At 72.3% G+C, this 19,593-nt stretch carries 19 protein-coding genes; 15 read left to right on the forward strand and 4 right to left on the reverse strand.

From position 1 onward, the window contains the following. The first annotated feature begins 12 nt into the window (after nucleotides 1-12). The 8 genes from PZ894_RS07680 to PZ894_RS07715 all read left to right on the forward strand — a co-directional run bounded on the left by PZ894_RS07680 (nucleotide 13) and on the right by PZ894_RS07715 (nucleotide 7,251). Complete coding sequence (locus PZ894_RS07680) at nucleotides 13-270, forward strand: PqqD family protein (protein WP_275743906.1); 258 nt, start codon at nucleotides 13-15, stop codon at nucleotides 268-270. Nucleotides 271-337: 67 nt separating this feature from the next. Continuing rightward, nucleotides 338-469, forward strand: coding sequence for a lasso RiPP family leader peptide-containing protein (locus tag PZ894_RS07685; protein ID WP_275743907.1), 132 nt, complete (start codon nucleotides 338-340; stop codon nucleotides 467-469). Nucleotides 470-565: 96 nt separating this feature from the next. Continuing rightward, nucleotides 566-1,732, forward strand: coding sequence for an asparagine synthase-related protein (locus tag PZ894_RS07690; RefSeq protein ID WP_275743908.1), 1,167 nt, complete (start codon nucleotides 566-568; stop codon nucleotides 1,730-1,732). Beyond that, nucleotides 1,729-2,199: a lasso peptide biosynthesis B2 protein gene (locus PZ894_RS07695; protein ID WP_275743909.1), complete on the forward strand. Its 471-nt coding sequence runs from the start codon at nucleotides 1,729-1,731 to the stop codon at nucleotides 2,197-2,199. The genes PZ894_RS07690 and PZ894_RS07695 overlap by 4 nt, the downstream gene beginning before the upstream one ends. Next, nucleotides 2,196-3,164, forward strand: coding sequence for a hypothetical protein (locus PZ894_RS07700; protein WP_275743910.1), 969 nt, complete (start codon nucleotides 2,196-2,198; stop codon nucleotides 3,162-3,164). The genes PZ894_RS07695 and PZ894_RS07700 overlap by 4 nt, the downstream gene beginning before the upstream one ends. A gap of 13 nt (nucleotides 3,165-3,177) precedes the next feature. After that, a complete protein-coding gene (locus PZ894_RS07705; protein WP_275743911.1) occupies nucleotides 3,178-4,449 on the forward strand; it encodes a nucleotidyltransferase family protein in 1,272 nt (423 codons plus the stop codon). A 1-nt stretch (nucleotide 4,450) separates the two neighbouring features. Then, nucleotides 4,451-6,316, forward strand: coding sequence for an ABC transporter ATP-binding protein (locus PZ894_RS07710; RefSeq protein ID WP_275743912.1), 1,866 nt, complete (start codon nucleotides 4,451-4,453; stop codon nucleotides 6,314-6,316). Then, nucleotides 6,313-7,251, forward strand: a complete 939-nt coding sequence (locus PZ894_RS07715) for a glycosyltransferase family 2 protein (protein ID WP_275743913.1) — start codon at nucleotides 6,313-6,315, stop codon at nucleotides 7,249-7,251. The genes PZ894_RS07710 and PZ894_RS07715 overlap by 4 nt, the downstream gene beginning before the upstream one ends. 13 nt (nucleotides 7,252-7,264) lie before the next feature. On the opposite strand, the gene PZ894_RS07720 is transcribed toward PZ894_RS07715, so the two are convergent. Next, nucleotides 7,265-8,104: a glycosyltransferase gene (locus tag PZ894_RS07720; RefSeq protein ID WP_275743914.1), complete on the reverse strand. Its 840-nt coding sequence runs from the start codon at nucleotides 8,102-8,104 to the stop codon at nucleotides 7,265-7,267. A 273-nt stretch (nucleotides 8,105-8,377) separates the two neighbouring features. Between PZ894_RS07720 and PZ894_RS07725 the strand changes: the two genes are divergently transcribed. The 4 genes from PZ894_RS07725 to PZ894_RS07740 all read left to right on the forward strand — a co-directional run bounded on the left by PZ894_RS07725 (nucleotide 8,378) and on the right by PZ894_RS07740 (nucleotide 12,455). Beyond that, nucleotides 8,378-9,232, forward strand: coding sequence for a right-handed parallel beta-helix repeat-containing protein (locus tag PZ894_RS07725; RefSeq protein ID WP_275743915.1), 855 nt, complete (start codon nucleotides 8,378-8,380; stop codon nucleotides 9,230-9,232). A gap of 64 nt (nucleotides 9,233-9,296) precedes the next feature. Beyond that, nucleotides 9,297-10,037, forward strand: coding sequence for a sugar phosphate nucleotidyltransferase (locus PZ894_RS07730; RefSeq protein WP_275743916.1), 741 nt, complete (start codon nucleotides 9,297-9,299; stop codon nucleotides 10,035-10,037). After that, nucleotides 10,034-11,266: a polysaccharide biosynthesis protein gene (locus tag PZ894_RS07735; protein WP_275743917.1), complete on the forward strand. Its 1,233-nt coding sequence runs from the start codon at nucleotides 10,034-10,036 to the stop codon at nucleotides 11,264-11,266. The genes PZ894_RS07730 and PZ894_RS07735 overlap by 4 nt, the downstream gene beginning before the upstream one ends. A gap of 31 nt (nucleotides 11,267-11,297) precedes the next feature. Next, the gene (locus PZ894_RS07740) at nucleotides 11,298-12,455 is read left to right on the forward strand and encodes a glycosyltransferase family 4 protein (RefSeq protein ID WP_275743918.1); all 1,158 of its coding nucleotides are present in this window, start codon (nucleotides 11,298-11,300) and stop codon (nucleotides 12,453-12,455) included. A 21-nt stretch (nucleotides 12,456-12,476) separates the two neighbouring features. On the opposite strand, the gene PZ894_RS07745 is transcribed toward PZ894_RS07740, so the two are convergent. The 3 genes from PZ894_RS07745 to PZ894_RS07755 are packed head-to-tail and all read right to left on the reverse strand — an operon-like array spanning nucleotide 12,477 to nucleotide 15,969. After that, nucleotides 12,477-13,631 carry a glycosyltransferase gene (locus PZ894_RS07745; RefSeq protein WP_275743919.1) on the reverse strand — a complete coding sequence of 385 codons (1,155 nt, stop codon included), beginning with the start codon at nucleotides 13,629-13,631 and terminating at the stop codon, nucleotides 12,477-12,479. Beyond that, nucleotides 13,628-15,118 (reverse strand): O-antigen ligase family protein, encoded by a 1,491-nt coding sequence (locus tag PZ894_RS07750; RefSeq protein ID WP_275743920.1) that lies wholly within the window; start codon nucleotides 15,116-15,118, stop codon nucleotides 13,628-13,630. The genes PZ894_RS07745 and PZ894_RS07750 overlap by 4 nt, the downstream gene beginning before the upstream one ends. Nucleotides 15,119-15,129: 11 nt before the next feature. Further along, nucleotides 15,130-15,969 (reverse strand): hypothetical protein, encoded by an 840-nt coding sequence (locus PZ894_RS07755; protein WP_275743921.1) that lies wholly within the window; start codon nucleotides 15,967-15,969, stop codon nucleotides 15,130-15,132. 265 nt (nucleotides 15,970-16,234) lie between these two features. Here PZ894_RS07755 and PZ894_RS07760 point away from each other — a divergent pair, with 265 nt between their 5' ends. From PZ894_RS07760 to PZ894_RS07770, 3 genes are all read left to right on the forward strand, one after another. Beyond that, nucleotides 16,235-17,086 (forward strand): hypothetical protein, encoded by an 852-nt coding sequence (locus PZ894_RS07760; RefSeq protein WP_275743922.1) that lies wholly within the window; start codon nucleotides 16,235-16,237, stop codon nucleotides 17,084-17,086. 131 nt (nucleotides 17,087-17,217) lie between these two features. Beyond that, on the forward strand, nucleotides 17,218-18,711 hold the full coding sequence (locus PZ894_RS07765; protein WP_275743923.1) for a lipopolysaccharide biosynthesis protein: 1,494 nt from the start codon (nucleotides 17,218-17,220) through the stop codon (nucleotides 18,709-18,711). Further along, nucleotides 18,708-19,592 (forward strand): glycosyltransferase, encoded by an 885-nt coding sequence (locus tag PZ894_RS07770; protein WP_275743924.1) that lies wholly within the window; start codon nucleotides 18,708-18,710, stop codon nucleotides 19,590-19,592. Before PZ894_RS07765 ends, PZ894_RS07770 begins: the two co-directional genes overlap by 4 nt. Nucleotide 19,593 lies beyond the last annotated feature (1 nt).

A 19,593-nucleotide genomic window follows, 5' to 3' on the forward strand; every position in this document is an offset into this window, starting at 1 on the left:
GAAGAGACGTAGATGAGGCTTCGGGGCGACAACCTCACCTGGCGGGAGATCGACGGTGACCTGGTGATCCTGGATCTCCGGTCGTCGACGTACCTGACGGCGAACGCGAGCGCCACGTTGCTCATGAAGCAGCTGATCGAGGAACGGTCGGCCGGCGAGCTCGTCCACTCCCTGGTCACCGCCTTCGGGATCAGGCAGCAGCAGGCCGAACACGACGTGCAGGCGTTCCTCGACGACCTCGAGGGGAGCGACCTGCTGGAGACTGCCTGAGGGCAGAGTCCACGCCGACGGAGACTCCGAATTCCGTCGGGATGAGTTCCCAGGAGGGAGGTGAATCATGGACACCCAGTACGAGTCCCCGAGGCTGAAGCAGCTCGGATCGGTGAAGGACCTGACCCTTGGTGAAGGCTGGGAGGGCGACGACGACACGTTCCTCTTCTTCTTCCACTACGGCGTCGACTACAGCTGATCGACACGACCGCGATGTCAGGGGTCGCCCGATCCGGGCGACCCCTGACACTCGTCAGCCCACGACCGAACATCGACGCAGGAGGGGGGTGCGAGGATGACGACCAAGGCTCAGGACGACTACGTCCGCTGCAGTCCGCTCGAGACCGCATCCGGCTGGGTCTACGGACGTACGACGCCGCCGCCGCTGTCGGCCACGCGGCGCACGCCGCGCGAGGCGCTCGACGACGCCATCCGGCCCGCGCTGCTCGACGGTCCGTGCTACGTGACGTTCTCCGGCGGTCGCGACTCCTCGGCCGTGCTGGCCGCCGCCACCGCGCTCGCCCGCCGGGAGGGCCATCCGCTGCCGATCCCGGTCACCCGGTGCTACCCCGACATCCCGGCCACCGACGAGTCCGCGTGGCAGCGCATGGTCGTCGACCACCTGGGCCTCACCGAGTGGATCCGCTTCGAGCTCCGCGAGGACGAGAGCGATCTGCTGGGCGACACCGCGCGCGCCGGACTGCGCGCCCGCGGCCTCCTCTGGCCGGCACCCCTGCAGACGCACGGGTTCGTCTTCGAGCGACTGCGGGGCGGCTCGCTCCTCACGGGTGAGGGCGGAGACGCCGTGTTCGGCGCCCGTCGGATCACTCCGCTGACCGTGCTGCGCCGTCACGGGAAGCCGAGCCGCGCACTCGTGGCCGCTGCCCTCACGACCACGCTCCCCGCCTCGCTGCGACGACGCCAGGCGGTGCGCGGCGCACGCACCTCCGCCCAGAGCCGGTGGCTGACGCCGGCCGCCCTCGAGCGGCACGCACGCCTCGTCGTGGACGACCTGGCCCGCGAGCCGCTGCGCTACGACGAGGCGACCTGGGCGATCGCGGGATGGCGCTCCTTCGCGACGGTCCGGCACAACCACACACGCGCCGCGGCCGAGTTCGACATCGACGCGCACGACCCGCTGCTCGACGCGGGCTTCCTCGCCGCACTGGCGCGTGCGGGAGGCATCGCCGGATTCAACGGGCGGACGTCGGTCATGCGCGCACTCTTCTCCGACGTCCTGCCGGCGGCGCTGATCGCGCGCCCGACGAAGGCGGCCTTCAACCTCGCCAATCGCGGCGAGGCGACGACCGAGTTCGCGCGAGGCTGGGACGGCTCCGGCGTCGACCACGACCTCGTGGACGCCGAGCGGCTGCGGGAGGTCTGGCTCTCCGACCGCCCGACCATGGCCAGCGGGCTGCTCCTGCAGCAGGCATGGCTGGCCTCGGAAGGACTGCTCCCATGAGCCTGCCTCGACGGCGGATCCCGCGAGTGACCCCGGCGGAGCTCCCCACCCTGCTCGCCACCCTGCTCATGGCCGTCGTGGTCGAGGTCGGGCTGCGAGTGACCACCCTCCCCCGGCTGGCGCGCCTGCTCGGCACGACCCTCGTCGTGGACGGGGCCGGGTCGACCAACAGGCCGATGGACCGTGGGCCGGTGGCGCCGCTCCCGCCGCGCGCCGTCAAGCAGCTCCAGGCCATCCGTCGCGTGCTGCGGCACTGGCCGTTCGGTGACACCTGCCTGCGCCAGGCCCTCGTCGGCGGCGGGCGGCTGCGCCGTCTCGACCCGTCGCTCGTGGTCGGCGTGGCGAAGATCGACGGCGAGGTCCGAGCGCACTCCTGGCTGCTCGTCAACGGCACGGTCGTGGACCCGCTGTTCGCCGCCGCCTCCTACCAGCCCTTGACCTCGATCTCGACAGGACTCGCGACATGACGACACTGACTCGGCTGTACGGCCTGACCGTCCGGTCGGAGGTCCCGCTCCACCAGGACCGACCGGCAGCGCCGTCCGCGCCCGTCGACCTCGACATCGTCCTCGGCGCGCGACGGGGCGCGACCGACGCGCCTCCCCCGGGCCGCACCCTGCTGGACCTCCGGATGGATCGGCAGCTCTACACCGGGAGCATGACGGACGACGCCTACCACCTGCGCTTCTACAACGCGTGCGACATCGAGATCAACCGCGAAATGGACCACGCCGTGATCCATCCTGTCGGCGACACCGACGAGGCGCTCCTCTCGGTGATCGCAGGAGGCACGCTGCTCGCGTTCGTGCTCGCGCTGCGCGGCGAGACCGTGCTGCACGCCAGTGCCGTCCAGGTCGGGGACGTCGCCCTCGGCTTCGTCGGCGCCTCGGGCATGGGCAAGTCCACGACCGCCACCCTCATGTGCGCGGACGGCGGGCGGCTCATCACCGACGACCTGCTGCGCCTCGACCTGTCCCAGTCGCCACCGACCTGCTCGCTGGGCGCGACGGAGCTGCGCCTCCGCAAGGCGGCCGGCGACCTCGCGGGGCGGTTCGAGCGCCAGCCGACACAGCGCATCACCGGTGACGAGCGCGACGCCCTCGCCGTCTCCGTGGCCGACACCGAGGGCCTCCCGCTCGTCGGGCTCGTCGTGCCGGCTCCCGATCACTCGGGACAGTCGACGCGCGCGAGCGTGCACCGGCTCGGGGCGAAGGAGTCCTTCATCATGCTCTCGCGGTTCCCTCGCCTGCTGGGGTGGCAGGACACCAGGATGCTCGGACAGCAGTTCCAGCAGCTGGGCGACGTCGTCGAGCGGGTGCCGCTGTACGTCGCGCGGCTGCCGTGGGGTCCGCCGTTCGCCCACGACCTCGCGGCGGACGTCCGAAGGGCGGTCGGCATCGACGAGCTCGTGCCGGCGGCCGTGGCGGGATGACGAGGAGCCAGGCGTGACCAGCGAGCAGAAGGAGCGCGGCGTGGGGACCCGCCGGGCGAGACGGGAGCGCGCGATCGACGACCTGTTGGTCGACGTCTGCGCCGGCCGCCCCCCACGGCTCCCCGCGGGAGACGAGGTCGCCGGCGAGGTCTTCGACGAGATCGTCCGCGCCACGAGGTTCCACCGGATCGCTCCGCTGACCCAGGTCGCCCTGCGCGAGCAGTATCCGGAGGCCGCCAAGCGGCTGCGGGGGCACCGTGACCACGCCATGCTGCACCACCTGCGGACGATGGCCGCGCTGGGCGGGATCGCGAAGGCCCTGGACGGGATCCCCTGGCTCACCTTCAAGGGTCCGGTGCTGTCCGAGCTCGCTCACCCGCTCCCGGGGCTGCGTTCCTACGCGGATCTCGACCTGCTGCTGGCACCCGAGGACCTCCGTGCCGGCTGCGAGCGCCTGGCCGAGGCCGGATGGACGATCACCGGCCCGGAGGCAGCGCTCCGCTTCCGACCGGTGAACGGGGAGATCTCCCTCGTCGGCTCCGACGGCACGGTCCTGGACCTGCACTGGGCCATGATCAACCCGGCCCGGAGGCGATCGCACTTCACGGTCTCGACCGGCAGCCTGCTCGCGCGGCGCGTGCCGGTGACGCTGGGACCGACACGGGCGTGGACGCTGGACGACGCCGACGCGCTCGTCCACGTCTGCATGCACGCCGCGCTCGCGGGCGCCAACCGGCTCGGTCACCTTCTCGACGCCGACCAGCTGGCGCGGCAGACCGAGGACTGGGACGCGATCGCCCGGCGCGCGCGGGAGTGGTCGGCAACGCCTCAGGTCGCACTCGTCCTCGGCCGGGCGTCCCGTCTGCTCGGAACGCCGGTGCCCGACGACCTGCGCCGCCGGCTCGGACTGTCGTCGGCGTTCGAAGCGCTCACCGCGACGGTCGATCGGCACTGGCCGGTCCATCGTCTGCGGCACGACGCGTCGGTCCCGCGCCTGGTCGCCCGCGGCGCCCGGGACGGCGCGCTCCGCAGCCTCGCGTCGATCGGCCGGAACGGGTTCCTGGGGATCGTCGACCGCGTCCGGCCACTCACCTCGGCGCCGCCCCCGGTGCCGCCCGGTGCCCCGCCTCGGCGCACCCCTGTCGACCCCCACGCGGTCGAGGACTACCTCGCCGCGGTCGAGGACCTCGCGCACCGGCCGGGCGGCGCGCGCTCACGGCCGCGCGTCCTGCGACGGGCCGAGCCGCTCATGTCGGCCGTCGGGCCGACACGACAGGACGCCTGAGATGGCTGCGGACGTCGCACCGACGGACCCGCTCGCGCTTCGCGCGGCCGCGCGCTCAGCACCCAAGTCGTTCGGACGGCTGTCGCAGCTGGTGGGGGCCAGCGTCTCGCTCGTGTGGTCCGCTGCCCGCCTCCTGTTCCTCGCCCTCGTGGCGCTGCAGCTGCTCGCGGCCGTCGCGCTGGCCGCGCAGGTCCTGGCCGTGCGCGAGCTCCTCGACGCGGTCCTGACCGCGGACAGCCAGGGCGACACCGGCATCGTGCTCACCCCGATCGTCATGCTCGCTGCGCTGACGGCGGTCGCCGCCGTGACGACGGCACTCCAGGGTCAGCTGCAGCGCCTGCTCGGCGAGTGCGTCACCCGCACGATGTGGAGCAAGGTGCTGTCGGTCGCGACGGGCGTGGGGCTCCGCTTCTTCGAGTCCCCGGAGTTCTTCAACCGGCTCAACCGGGTCCAGACGAGCGCCCTCGTCCGCCCGTACCAGGTGACCCAGGGGCTGCTGACCATGGCCGGCGCGCTCGCCGCCAGCCTCGGCCTCGGCCTCGTCCTCCTGCGGGTGGCCCCCGTGCTCCTGCCGCTGGTCGTCATCGGCGGCATCCCCATGCTGATCACCAGCCGACGCGAGTCGAGGCTGGAGTTCGACTTCGCAGTCGAGCAGACCCCCACCGTCCGGCTCCGGAGCTACCTGGCGATGCTGCAGACGGGCCGGCCCGAGGCGAAGGAGGTCCGGGCCTTCGGCCTCGGCAGGTGGCTGGGCAACCGGTTCGACGGGCTCTACGCCACCTACCTGCACGATCTGAAGCGGCACGTACGACGCCGCAGCATCCTCAGCCTCGTGGGGCAGGTCGGCTCCGCCGTCGTCCTCGGCGGCACGCTGATCGTGCTCGCCGGGCTCATCGCCCGCGGCCGGATCGACGTGGCCACCGCCGGCGCCGCGGTCGTCGCCATCCGGTTGCTCGCCACCCAGGTCCAGACCCTTTTCCGCGGGGTGCAGACGATCTTCGAGTCGGGACTCTTTCTCGACGATCTCGACGAGTTCCTCGCCTACGGTCGCCCGGCGGGCGAGGAGGACTCCGGTGCAGAGGCACCGGAGTCGTTCGACGCGCTGCGCGCCGAGGGTCTGACCTTCCGCTATCCCGGCTCCGAGACGCCCGCGCTGCGCGGTGTGGACATCGACCTGCGCGCGGGCGAGGTCGTCGCCCTGGTCGGAGAGAACGGCTCGGGCAAGACCACGCTCGCGAAGCTGCTCGCCGGACTCTACGAACCGGAGGCCGGCCGCATCCTGTGGGACGACCGGGACGCCGCCGCCTTCCGGCCGTCGAGCCTGCGCAGCCGGATCAGCGTCGTCTTCCAGGACTTCGTGCGCTACGCCCTGCCGGCGACGGAGAACATCGCCGTCGGGCGCGTCGACGAGCCGGCGGACCCGCTCCGGGTCCGGATGGCGGCGGCCGCCGCCGGCGCCGATGCCACCCTGGACAGCCTCCCCCACGGCTACGACACCGTGCTCTCGCGCATGTTCGCCGACGGCACCGACCTCTCCGGGGGCCAGTGGCAGCGGGTCGCGCTCGCGCGCTCGTTCTACCGCGACGCGCCGCTGGTGATCCTCGACGAGCCCAGCGCCGCCCTCGACCCCCGCGCGGAGCACGAGCTCTTCTCGACGCTCCGCGAGGCACTGCACGGCCGGACCGCGCTCTTCATCTCCCACCGCTTCTCCACGGTCCGGGGAGCCGACCGGATCTACGTCCTCCACGAGGGCGAGGTCGTCGAGCAGGGCAGCCACGACGACCTCATCGCCCAGGACGGCCGGTACGCCGAGCTCTACCGGCTGCAGTCCGACGCCTACGTCGCCAAGGAGATGCAGCGCAGATGACCCAGCCCGACGTCGCCATCGTCCTGGTCACCTTCAACAGCGCCGACTGGGTCAACCGGTGCCTGGACGCGATTCCCGCTGCGCTCGACGGCCGCGAGGCGGAGATCGTCGTGGTCGACAACGCCTCGAGTGACGAGAGTGCCGCCCTGGTCGAGCAGGGGTACCCGGGGGTCACGCTGATCCGCAACGCGGAGAACGTCGGCTTCGCGAAGGCGGTCAACCGCGGTGCCGCCGCGACCACGGCGCCCTGGGTGCTCCTGCTCAACCCCGACATGGAGGCGCGGCCCAGAGCGCTGCGCAACCTCCTGGAGTTCGCCGAGAAGAACCCCGACAACGGCCTGTACGGCGGCCGCACCCTCACCGTCGACGGCGAGCTCGAGCGGTCCTCGTGCTGGGGCCTGCCCACGGTCTGGAGCACCTTCTGCTTCGCCGTGGGACTGAGCACGGCCTTCAAGCACTCGCCGGTCTTCGACCCCGAGTCACTCGGCCGGTGGCAGCGTGACTCCGTCCGCGAGGTGGGGATGGTCACGGGCTGCCTGTTCCTGGTCCGCCGGGACGACTGGCAGCGGCTCGGGGGGCTGGACGAGCGCTACTTCGTGTGCGGCGAGGACGCCGACTTCAGCGCGCGGGCGCGCGCCCACGGCATGCGACCGGTCGTGACCCCCGACGCCGAGGTGGTGCACGCGGTCGGCAAGTCGTCCACCAGCCAGGCGGGCAGCACGCCCCTGATGCTGGCCGGGCGGGTGGTCTACGCCCGCATGCACTTCCCACGGGGATCCGCCGCGCTGGTCGTCACCCTGCTGCGCACCGGCGTGGCCGTGCGTGCGCTGGGCTCCCGGTGCACAGGCCGCGCCCCGAAGTGGCTGGCGACCTGGCGACGACGCTCCGAATGGTGGCAGGGGTTCCCCGCGGCCGCCACGCCCCCGGGTTCCTGACCCGGCGGCTGGGTCAGGGTCGGGCCCGGGAGCTCTCGTCGCGCAGCCAGGTGGTGTAGTCGCCCGATCGCACGGCCCTGCGTGAGTTCCTGCGGGCCACGAGGACGATGCCGAGGAAGACGGGCATCCGGAGGCCGATGCGCGGGTCGCGCAGCGCCATCCGCAGCAGCACCGACGGCGTCGTGACCGACGAGCGACGGCGGATCCCGAGGTCGCTGGCCTGGGCGTTGCCGGTGACGACGCGCACCCGCCGTCGGAGCAGGTCGGCCGTGGTGCGTGGCGGGTGCACCACGACGGTGGCGTCCGCGACGACCCGACGTTCGGACTCGGCGAACGCGTCCGAGAACGCCAGGTCGTCACTCATCACCCGCGGCAGGCTGTCGACGCGGCTCTGGCCCTCCTCCGACAGCGCGACCACTCCCCTGCCGAAGAGACCGTCGCGGACCTGCGGCAGCTGCTCCCAGACGCGGTAGTAGCTGCGCACGGGCCACGACGAGTCCCGCAGCGGCACCAGTCGGGCCGGCGCGGCGGCGTGGACGCCGCCGCGGACGGCGCGCGCCAGGGCGATCGCGTCGGCGCCGGAGATCATCACGTCGGCGTCGAGGTGGATCCGCGGGAAGACGGTGGCGGCGCGGTTGCCGACGGCCGTCGCCTGCGCCTTCGAGGGCTCGGCGATCTCGATCACTCGTACGCCGTCGAAGCCCCGCGCGACCTCGGCGGTGTCGTCCGTGCACCCGTTGCAGACGACGACCACCTCGAGGCGGCCGGCCCCGGCGCGGTCCAGGAGCGAGCGCAGCGTCGCCCCGATCACCTGGGCCTCGTCGTGCGCGGGGATCACGACGCTCGCGATCACCGGTCGACCCGAACGGCTGCCCTGGACGTCCACCATCCACCCCCTCGATCGTCACGTCGTACGCCGCGAACCCACGCCGCGCACCGGCAACCCATCCTGCAGCGGCTACGCACGGACCCGGTCGAACGACGGTCGGCTTCCCGGCTATTGGGTAGCCGGGGCGCGCGCTCGGCGGGCGTGCCACGGTGCGGCCGAGCGCGGCTCATACCCAGAGTTGGGGGAGCCGGTCGGGCGGCCGGGGTCTGACCGGTCCTGCGCGACGACGATGCATCCGTGGACGCGCTCGAACTCGTCATCGCGGGAGCGCTCGCGGCGACACTGGCCGCGAGCTGCCTGACCGGCTGCTCGGACGACGCGGACGGCGGCACGGCGAAGGAAGCACCGTGCGACGTCCGGCCGTCGGCCGACAACACCGGTGCCACCGGCGACCTGCGGCGCGACTCGACGGCCGTCGTCGAGGAGGACGGCGCGACGCTGGAGGACGTCCACCTCGGCAGCGTCGAGGTGCGCGCGGACGACGTCACGCTCCGCAACGTGCGGGTCGACGGGAACATCCTCGTCACCGGGGACGGCGTCACGATCGACCACGTCAGCACCACCGGGATCGCGATCTCGAGCGCCTCGAAGGCCGAGGTGCGGTACTCGAACATCGGCGGGGGCGCCGAGGACGGCATCCACGTCACCTCCGACCGGGGCCGGCTCGCGACGGACATCACGCTGAGCTACAACTTCGTGCACTCACCGGAGGTCCCGCCAGGCGGACACTACGACGGCACCCAGGTGCGGGGCGTCGACGGGCTCCTCGTGACGTGCTCGACGTACGACGCGGGCCCCTATGAGAGCACCCACAACGCCGCCATCTACCTCGAGGACGCGAACGGCGGTGACGCCAACGTCGCGATCGAGCACAACTGGCTGCTCGGCTCGGGCTTCTCCGTGATGCTCGACGCGCCCGGCACCCGGCTGATCGGCAACCGGGTCGCCGGTGATCCCCACTGGGGCACCTGCTACCTCGGCCCGGGCACCACCCCCGACGCGCTGACGATCCGCGACAACGTCGACGAGGCGACCGGCGATCCCGACCCTCTGTGCACCGCGTCACCGAGCGCCGCTCCGGGCGACTCGTGACGGCACCGACCAGATCCAGGAACCACCCAGAAGACACGACCGGGGACGCGAAGGAGACAGCGAGATGATGGCAGTGATCTTGGCCGGAGGTCTGGGCCTGCGGCTGCGCCCGTACACCATGAACATCCCCAAGCCGCTGCTGCCGCTCGGCGACACGCCCACGATGGAGATCGTGCTGCGACAGCTGGCCGACCAGGGCTTCACGAGAGTCGTGCTGACCCTGGGTCACCTGCCCGAGCTGATCGTCGCCCTGCTCGGCGACGGTGAGCGCTACGGCCTCCAGATCGACTACCAGTTCGAGGACGAGCCGCTCGGCACGGCCGGGCCGCTGCGTCTGGTCGACGACCTCGACGAGACGTTCCTGGTGATGAACGGCGACCTGCTGACCACGGTCGACTACGGCGACGTGATCCGCGACCTCGAGTCCCGGGAGAGTGCCGCGACGATCGTGCTCGCGCGGCGCCAGGTCCACATCGACTACGGCGTGGTCCACGCCGCGCCGACGGGCTCCCTGGAGCGCTACGAGGAGAAGCCCACCCTGGACTACTTCGTCAGCACCGGCATCTACGGGCTCACCAGGAGGTCGGTCGCGACGATCCCGGAGGGTCGGTTCGACATGCCGTCCCTGATGTCGCGACTCGCCGAGAACGGCGAGGACGTCCATTGCATGAAGTCCGACGCCTACTGGCAGGACATCGGACGATTCGACGACTACCAGCGGGCCAGCGCGGACTTCGCCGACGCCCCCCATCGCTTCCTGCCGGGGCTGCCCGCCCCGGAGGCACCGGGGGTCGTGCTCACGTGAACCCGGTGCACACGGCACGCCGTCCGGTCGGTCGGACGGCCCGCCTCGCCCGCGAGGTCGTCCGTCGCCAGGACTCGCTGCTCCGACCCGACCTCGACTCCCACGCCGAGAGGATGGCCGACGAGGTGCGCGGCGAGCGGGTGCTGGTCGTCGGCGGGGCCGGGAGCATCGGGTCGGCGACGGTCGCCGAGCTGGCCCGGCTCCGACCGCGGCAGCTCCACGTCGTCGACACGGACGAGAACGGGCTCACGGAGCTGGTGCGCGACCTGCGCAACCGCGACCTGGTGAGGGCGGAGACCGAGCTGCGCACCACGCCGATGGACGCGGGCTGCCCGAGCATGCTGCGCCTGATCACGGAGAACGGCGGCTACGACCGCGTGCTGAACTTCGCGGCGGTCAAGCACGTGCGCTCGGAGAAGGACGTCTACTCCCTGCTGCGGATGCTGGAGATCAACGTGCGGCTGCCGCGGCGGCTGCTCGAGTGGGTCGGTGGCAGCACCCGTCGCTACTTCGCGGTGTCGACCGACAAGGCGGCGAACCCCGTGAACCTGATGGGTGCCTCCAAGCGGGCGATGGAGCACGTCATCCTCGACGAGCAGCTCGGCCCCGAGGTCACGAGCGCCCGCTTCGCCAATGTCGCCTTCTCCCAAGGATCCCTCCTCGACGGCTGGCTGCGACGGATGGACAAGGGCCAGGCCTGGGCGGTGCCGCGCGACACCCGGCGCTACTTCGTGACGCTCGAGGAGTCGGGTCACCTCTGCACGCTGGCGGCTGTCCTGGGGCGCCCCGGCGAGGTCGTCATCCCGCACCTGGATCCCCGGACGGAGCTTCGCGACCTCGTCGAGGTGGCCGAGGACGTGCTCGGGAGCCTGGGCCTCCGACCGAACTTCTGCGAGGAGGAGGACGAGGCCCGACGCTCGGCCGCCGATCCGGCGCCCGGGACCTGGCCGGTGCTCCTCACCGACCTCGACACCACCGGTGAGAAGGAGTTCGAGGAGTTCGCCGCGCCCGGGGACGTCGTCGGCGACGCCGGCTTCACGGCGCTGCGCTCGCTGCGAGCCCCCCGGACGCACTCGGAGCTCATCGGGTCGGCGCTGCGCGCACTGGCCGGTTGGCTCGACGACCCGACGGCGCCGGTGGACGAGGAGGACGTCGCAGACCTCCTCCGCACGCTGGTGCCCGAGCTCCAGCACCGCGGCAGTGCGCGAGGACTCGATGCGCGCATGTGATCCGGCCGCGCGCTGACAGGAGAGTGATCCGGTGACGCACGTCCTCTACAGCTTCCCGCACCCGGTCGGCGGTGTCGGCATCGGCACGGTCGCCTGGCACCACGTCGACAGCCTCGCCCGAGCCGGCGCCCGGGTGACCGTCGTCTGCACCGCACTGCACCGCTCCTTCGACCCGCGCCTGCCGATCCGGGTCGTGCCGGTGCTCGGCCCGATCCGGCCGCGCATGATCGGGCGCGCGCGAGCGGCCGACCTGGTCGACCGGATGACGGCGCGCCAGCTCCGGATCGCGCGTCCGGACGTCGTCCACACCTGGCCCCGGGCCGTCCTCAGGACCGCGGCCCGCGCGGCCGAGCTGGGCGTGCCGTCGGTCCGTGAGGCGCCCAGCCCCTACACGCGTACGGCGATCTCCGAGGCGGCCGCCGCCTGGACCGCCGTCGGGCTGGACGTGCCCGCCGGGCACTTCCACCGGATCCCCGAGTCCGTGCTCGCGCTCGAGGACCGCGAGTTCAGCGCGGTCGACCTCGTGCTGGTCGGCTCTCCCGAGGCCGCCAGGTCGTTCGACGCGGCCCCGGTCCCGGTGCGTGTCTGCGTCAACCGCTACGGGTTCGACGCGGCCGGCTTCCACCGGCGCGAGCGGTCCGATCGGGCGCGCACCGCGGTCTTCATCGGCCGGGCCGAGCCCGCCAAGGGGGTCCACGTGCTGCTGCGCGCGTGGTCCCGCGCGCACCGGCCCCGGGACACGCGCCTGCTCATCCGCGGCGCCATCCCGCCCGACGTACGCCAGCTCCTCGCCGGCGAGCTCGACGACCCCAGCGTCGTGGAGTGCCCACCGGTCGACGACATCGGCGCCTTCCTCGCCGGCACCGACGTGCTGATCCACCCCAGCTTCTCGGAGGGCAGCGCCCTCGTCACCTACGAGGCCCTCGGCGCCGGCGTCGTCCCGCTGGTGTCGACGGCCGCGGGGTCGCCCGTGCGCCACGACGTCGACGGGCTCGTGCACGCGACCGGGTCGGAGGCCGAGCTCGTGTGCCACCTCGAGCGGGTGCTCACCGACCCGGCGGAGTGGAGCCGGTTGCGCGCCAACGGCGAGTCCAGCGCACCGGGGTGGACCTGGGACGCGGCCGCCGCCCGCATGCTCGAGCTCTACCGCGGTCTCGGCAGCAGCTCGCCGACGGCGACGGCGTCCTGACCGGCCGAGCCGTCGACGCCGTCAGGCACCCAGGGCAGCCGCCCGCCAGTCCCGGTAGCGCCCCGACCAGTCGTGCCGCTGACGGAACGCGGCCAGCTCCGCGGAGGTGTCACTCGGAAGCGCCGCCGCCGCCACGACGGCCGGCGCCAACGGCTCCCCCGGCTCGACGAGCAGGCACCGGTCGGAGAGGCCGCGCATGGGCGGCAGGTCCGTGGCCACGACCGGCGACCCGGCGCCCAGGTACTCGAAGAGCTTCAGCGGGCTCATCGCCATCGTCATCGGCGTCCGGCGGTGCGGCACGAGGCACACGTCCGCCGCGGCCATCATCGCCAGGATCACCGGCCTGGGCTCGAGAGTGCGCAGCACGACGTTCGGGAGGCGCGCCAGGTCGGCGAACAGGTCGGGCGCCGCGAGGTAGCCGACGAGGACGAACGTCCAGTCGGGCAGCTCCCGGGCGCAGGCTTCCAGGGCCGGGACGTCGATGCGCTCCTCGAGCGATCCGGCGTAGAACGCGATGGGGCCGTCCAGGCGGCGGAACCAGTCCGGCAGCTCGCCCATCTCGTCGAAGTCGGAGGCCGACACGCCATTCGGGACGACGGTCCCGCGCTCGGCGCCGATCCGCTCCACGATCGCCTCGGTGACGCCGATGACGTGCACGTCGCGGGCCGCCATCTGCTGGTAGCTCCAGGAGATCAGGTCCCGCGCCGGCCGGAAGGGCGGGTAGGACAGCCAGTCGTCCCACCCGTAGTAGACGACGTCGGCCCAGGCGTCGCGGTCGGCCACGGCGGCGAGGACCGGGTGGCAGGACACGAGCACGGGCCTGGTCATGCTCCGGTCGCGGCTGTGTTGCTCGAGTCGGCGGGCGAGTCGCACGTAGTCACGCGTCGTCGTCGACAGGGCTTCGCTGTCGGAGCGGCGCCACCGCCGGGGCCTGACCAGCGTCCGGGTGGGGTCGTCCGGGAAGCCCGCGTCCCAGGCACGCGCCCGCCGCCTCAGCCGGGCGGCATGGCTGCGCAACGGGTCGGCGACGAGCAGGGACGAGACCTGGGGGTCCGCGCAGAGCTGCGCCGCCATCCGGTCCGCCGACCAGGACATCCCCCGGCCGGCGCCGTCCGCCCACGTGTTGTACGCCAGGGCGAACACGACAGAGTCGTGGCGGGGACCGGCGATGCTCATCCGACCGGCACCGGGGTCGGTGGTGCCTCCGGCTGGCGCACCTCGCCCGACGGGTGCCGCCTCGGCGCCTCGCGCACCAGCGTCCACAGCGCACCTGCGCAGCCGAGCAGGAGGAAGAGCACGAACGCGGTCTGCAGGAAGCCGAGCTCGTCGAAGGTCACGGCCGAGACCGCCAGCGCCGCGATGGCGCCGACGAGCGCCTGCGCCAGGCCGCGCAGCGCCGGGTCCCCGGTCCGGTGGCGGACCCCGCGCGCGACGCACATGCCCGTCACGTAGACGCCGATCAGCACGGCGAGCGCCAGCACGCCTCCCTCCAGCAGCGACCCGAGGTACTGGTTGTCGAGGAAGAAGTACTTCGTCGGCTGGAAGGTGCCGAGCCCACGGCCGAACCACACGTGGCCCTCCAGGAGGCCGGGGATCTGGGCGTAGTCCTCGGTCCGTCCCGCGATGCTCGGATCGTCCTCGCCGACCAGGAAGAGGCTCTTGAGCGTGCCGAGCAGGCCGGGGACCATCGCGCGGAAGACCCCGATCCCGATCACGCCGACGACCAGGGCGTTGAAACGCGCGCGCCCGGACAGGTGCGCGACGTAGATGGCGAGCCCGACCGCCAGTGCCAGGATGCCCGACCGCGACACGCTCATCGGGCTGACCACCAGCATCAACGTCAGCGCCAGCGCGCACCGATGCCGGCGCTTGGGCGTCGGGGCGTTCAGTGCCAGGTGGAGGGCCAGAGGAGCGAGGCAGGCGATGACGACGGCGTACTCGATCGGGTGCGCGGCCGCTCCGTCGATGCGCGAGAAGCCGGAGCGCGTGTCGTTGATGATCGTGGTGTTCGACGTGAGCCCGGGCAGGTGCATCACCTGGGAGTAGACGAACCCGCCGTCGAAGAACTCCAGGATGCCGATCGCCGCGGCGACCCCCCCGATGAGCACGAGTCGCTCCAGGAGCGACTCGACACGCTGGCGGCTCTCGAGCCCGTCCAGCGCCAGCAACCCGATGCCGAGCATCGCCACGACCGGGAACAGCGCCCGGACCGCACCTGCGCTCTCCTCACCCGTCAGCGTCCGCGACATCCCCGCGGCGAACGAGATCAGGGTCGTGATCGCGTAGGCCAGGAGCATCCAGCGGACCGGATGCCCGCGCCGGGCCTCGAGCAGGCCGAGGATCCGTCCGGCCGCCCAGAGCGCGAGCGCCATCATGCCGACCAGGAGCGCGGGCTGGCCGACCGACCTGAGCGGTCCCACCAGCACGTAGTTCTCGGGGACCAGGAAGAGCAGCAGCAACAGCAACGTCAGCACCGCCTGCGCGTCGCGACGCGAGAGCGCGATCAGGCCGACGAGGAACGACAGGATCAGCAGCCCCAGCACCAGGAACACCGCCGCGGCGTTCGACATCGTCGCCATGGCGAGGGCAGCGGCGCCCAGGAGCGTGGCGACACGCAGCGTCCACTGCAGCAGCCGCGGCCGGCGTACCGTGCGGGACTCCACGACCGCCTGCCTCAGCGGACTCGCCGGAGCTCACGGCTCCGTCGTGCATCCTGGCGTGCGTCCTGCTCGTCCTCGTCGGGATGCACCTCGTGGAGGGGGCGGCCCTGCCGGTTCACGGCACCGGGGCCCACGCTCGGGACGTGCGAGCCCGCGTCGGGGGTGGCGACCGCGTCGTCGACGTCGTCCGCCTGCTGACGCGCCGCGAGCCGGGCACGCCGCCGCGACATCAGCCGGTCGAAGAGGATGGAGAGCGCGGCGCCTGCGAGCAGTCCGATGCCGGCGATCGCGATCAGGAGCTTCATCTTCGACGAGGGCGGCAGCGCCGACACCTGCACGGGTGCCGTCGTGAACGTCGTCCACTGCGACGACCTCGGCGCCCCGGCCCGGTCCTGGATCTGCTGGGCGATCATCGGCGTCGACTCGAGGACGTCGGAGACGACGTCGCGGACCGCGTCCGGGCTCGGGCCCCACGCCTGCACGACGTACGCCTTCGACCACTCGGGGCGAGCGGCGACGAACGAGGAGCCGTCCGCCGGGTCGCCCGGCGCGTAGCCCTGGGTCCCGGCCGACGCGCGGGCGCGTTGCTGGGTCGGGGACCTCAGCTCGTCGGCGAGCGCCTCCGCCAGGAGCGCCGCGTTGTCGCCGCCGAGCGGGTTGGCGCTGCGCGGATCGGCCTGGTTGGGCAGGACGTCCTCTCCGTGCGTGTAGACCAGGGCGTAGTTGCCGGACGCCCTGAACACGGGCGCCTGGTCACGCACCAGGCCGGCACCGGCGCCGGCGGCGATCAGGATGACTGCCATCATCACGTACCACCGGCGCAAGCACACCTTCATGACGTCGAGCGCGTCCACGGTTCCCCATCTCTGTCGTCCTTGCCTCGTCGGCAGACTAGGCGGGGGGTGTCGCCCGGATCGTGGGGGAGACGGCGTCGTACTCAGAATGGGGTACGGGCTGGTCCGAGGAGCCGTCATGTGCTCGGATGGAGGACGCCTCGGCTCCCCGAAATTGGGTGTGGGCCGGCGCGGTCCCGGGAAGCTGTCCTCCGGGCCCGAGGTCGGCTCCCGGTCAGGTCGCGGAGCCACCCCCCACTCCTCCCGACCCCCAAGGAGGGCCCGCATGTCCACTCTCGCCAGCCCAGTCCTCAGGGCCGTCGCTCTCGGCGCCCTGCTCGCACCGCTCCTGGCCGCGACGACCGCCACCGGCGCGCCGAGCGCCTCGGCCGCCGCCGCGTCGGCGTCGCCCGGACCCTGCAAGTTCCGCCCGGGGCCGGAGAACACCGGTGCGCACGGAGTCCGGAACGACCGGTCGGTGACGACGCTCGGGTCCGGCCAGACGCTCCAGGACGCCAACGTCGACAGCCTCGAGATCAGCGGCTCCGACGTCACCGTGAAGAACGTCCACGTGCGCGGGAACATCTTCGTCACCCCGGGCAGCAGCCGCGTCCGGATCGTGCGGACGACCAGCCAGGGCGTGGGCATCTCCAGCGCGTCGAGGATCTCGGTCATCCGATCCGACATCGGCTACAGCACCGACGACGCGATCCACGTCACCTCCGACGCCGGCAGCCTCGTCCGGAAGATCAGGCTGCGCTACAACTACATCCACGACCCGCGCGTCACCGACGGGTCTCACTACGACGGCACCCAGGTCCGCGGCGTCGACCGGATGGTGATCGAGTGCTCGACCTACCGGGCCGGCCCCTACCGCGACAACTACAACGCCGCGGTCTACCTCGAGAACGCCAACGGTGGTGACTCGAACGTGACCGTCCACCACAACTGGCTGATCGGGTTCGCGTTCTCGGTCATGGTCGACGCGGAGAGCGCCAGCTTCACGAAGAACCGCATCCGCGACCCGCACTGGCGCGCGTGCTACCTGGGCAACAGCTCGGGGAGCGGCGGGTTCGAGAGCTCGGACAACCTGCGGCTGCCCTCGCGGCGGCACGTGAGCCTCTGCGGTCAGGGCTGACCTGCGCGGGCAGCGCCGCTGACCCCAAGGTAGGGGATGTGGCGCCACCATTTCCGGGCCCGTCGTCCCGCGCGACATAGGTTCGGCTCGCCCGCGGATGGTCCGCGGGCGCAGTCAGCCGCGGAGCACGGATGAGCGAGCCGAAGACCTCGGCCGGAGTGGGGACCACCGAGGACGTGACGACGGCGTCCGTCGCACGGGCCACCCGTCACACCGCCCTCTCGCAGGGGTTCACCCAGGCGGTGCGGTTCGCGACGACGATCGTCCTCGCCCGCCTGCTCACTCCGGACGACTTCGGCGTGGTGGCGATCGCCATGGTCGTCAGCATGCTCATCGACCAGCTCAAGGACGTGGGCACGGGGTCGGCGATCGTCCAGAAGGACATGGTGGACGACGCGCTGATCAACGCCGTCTTCTACCTCAACCTGGTGCTGGGCACCCTCCTGGCGGCGACCATGTACCTCACCGCGGGGCCGGTCGCCTCGCTGCTGGGCAACCAGGACGCCGAACCGGTCCTGCAGGCGTTCGCCGCCATCACCTTCCTCACCTCCTTCGCCCAGATCCACCACGCGCTGCTGCGTCGCCAGCTGCGTTTCTTCGAGCTGGCCGTCGTCACCACCACCACGGCGGCGGTGACCGCGGCGGTCTCGATCGCGGCGGCGGTCCTGGGACTCGACTACTGGGCGCTGGTCGCGGGCACGGCCGCCGGAGCGGTCGTGGGCACCGTGATGGTCTGGCACTACGACCGGTGGCGGCCGACCTGGGGCCGGGTCGAGCTCTCCAGCCTGCAGTCGATCTGGCGCTTCAGCTACCACCTCTTCCTCTCCAACCTCCTCTTCCTGGTCTTCAACCAGGTCGACAAGGTCATCGTCAGCAGATTCCTCGGCGGCGGCGCGCTGGGCACCTACACCCTCGCCCAGCGGACCGTGACCTCACCGATCGCGACGGTCGGCTCGGTGGTCGCCGAGGTGACCTTCCCGGCGTTCTCCCGCCGTCAGGACGACGACGCCGCCCTGCGCGCCGGCTACGTGAAGTCGTCCCGTGTCGTCGCCCTCGTGACCTTCCCGGCGATGTGTGGACTGGCCGCCCTGGCCACGCCGGCCGTCGCCGTGGTCTTCGGCCCCGACTGGAACGACCTGGTGCCCATCATCTGGCTGCTGGCGCCCGTCGCCGCGATCCAGTCCGTGACGGCGAGCTCCGGCCAGATCCTGCTGGCCAAGGGCCGCAGCGACATCTCCTACCGCTGGGGGATCGTCTACTGCGTCGTGCTCACCGTCGGCGAGCTCTGTGCCGTCCCGTGGGGCCTGCCGGGCGTGGCCGCCGCGTTCGCCGCCGGCGTGCTCCTCCTCATGCCCTTCGGCCTGATGCTCGCCTTCCGCGAGATCGACCTGAGGCTGAGGGACTACGCGCGAGAGATGCTGCCGTACGTCTGGATCACGCTCGTCATGACGGCGATCGCGTTCGGAGCCTCGCAGGGAGTCCGGGCCGTCGGCGGGTCCCAGCTGCTCGAGCTCGCCGTCGGGACGCTGGCGGGCGGGCTCGCCTACGTCCTCCTGCTCCGGCGGGTGCGCCCGCAGGGCCTGCTGGACGCGATGTCCGCGCTCCGAGAGCGGCCGTCCGCATGACCAGGGAACCCGCCGCGTGCGCGGTCAGCGTGGTCGTGCCGGTCTACAACCCCGGACCGCTGCTCCGCGAGCAGCTGGTCGCCCTTGCCGCCCAGCGCCTCTCGGAGCCGTGGGAGGTCGTGCTCGCCGACAACGGCTGCACCGACGGCTCCCTCGCGGTCGTCGAGGAGTTCCGCGACCTGCTCGACGTCCGGATCGTCGATGCGTCCGATCACCCCAGCGCGTCGTACGCGCGCAACAAGGGAGCGGCCGAGGCGCGCGGGCAGTGGCTGGTCTTCTGCGACAGCGACGACGTCGCCGCGCACGACTGGCTCGCCAACCTGTGGGCCGCGCGCCACTCGGGTGACATCGTCTGCGGCCCCTTCGACGTCACCCTGCTCAACGACCCGGACCTGCTCAAGGCCCGGGGCGGCCCCGACTACGGAAGGGCGCTGCCGGATGGTCCCTGCGGCTACCTGCCCTACGCGTCGTCGGCCAACGTCCTCGTCAACGGCGCGACGTTCGAGAAGCTCGGGGGGTGGGACGAGTCGCTCCCGCATTGCGAGGACGTCGACTTCAGCTGGCGCGCGCAGCTCGCCGGAGCCAGCCTCGTCTTCGCGCCGGGCGCGACGATGCACTATCGCTATCGAAGCACGGTGACCGAGCTCTTCCACCAGATGCGCCGCTACAAGGCGAGCGAGGCCCTCCTCTTCGTGCGGTACCGGGCCGTCGGCGCGAAGCGCCAGTCCGCACTCGAGGTGCTGGAGCGGGCCTGGTGGATCGGCTCGCGGAGCCCCTACCTGCTGCTCGGGAGGGAACGCCGGGCGCTGTGGTTCTCCATCGCCGGTACCGTGGCCGGACGGATCGAGGGAAGCCTGCGGCACCGGGTGGTCTACCTGTGAA

The organism is Nocardioides sp. YIM 152315 (genome assembly GCF_029210375.1).
Classification (GTDB): domain Bacteria; phylum Actinomycetota; class Actinomycetes; order Propionibacteriales; family Nocardioidaceae; genus Nocardioides.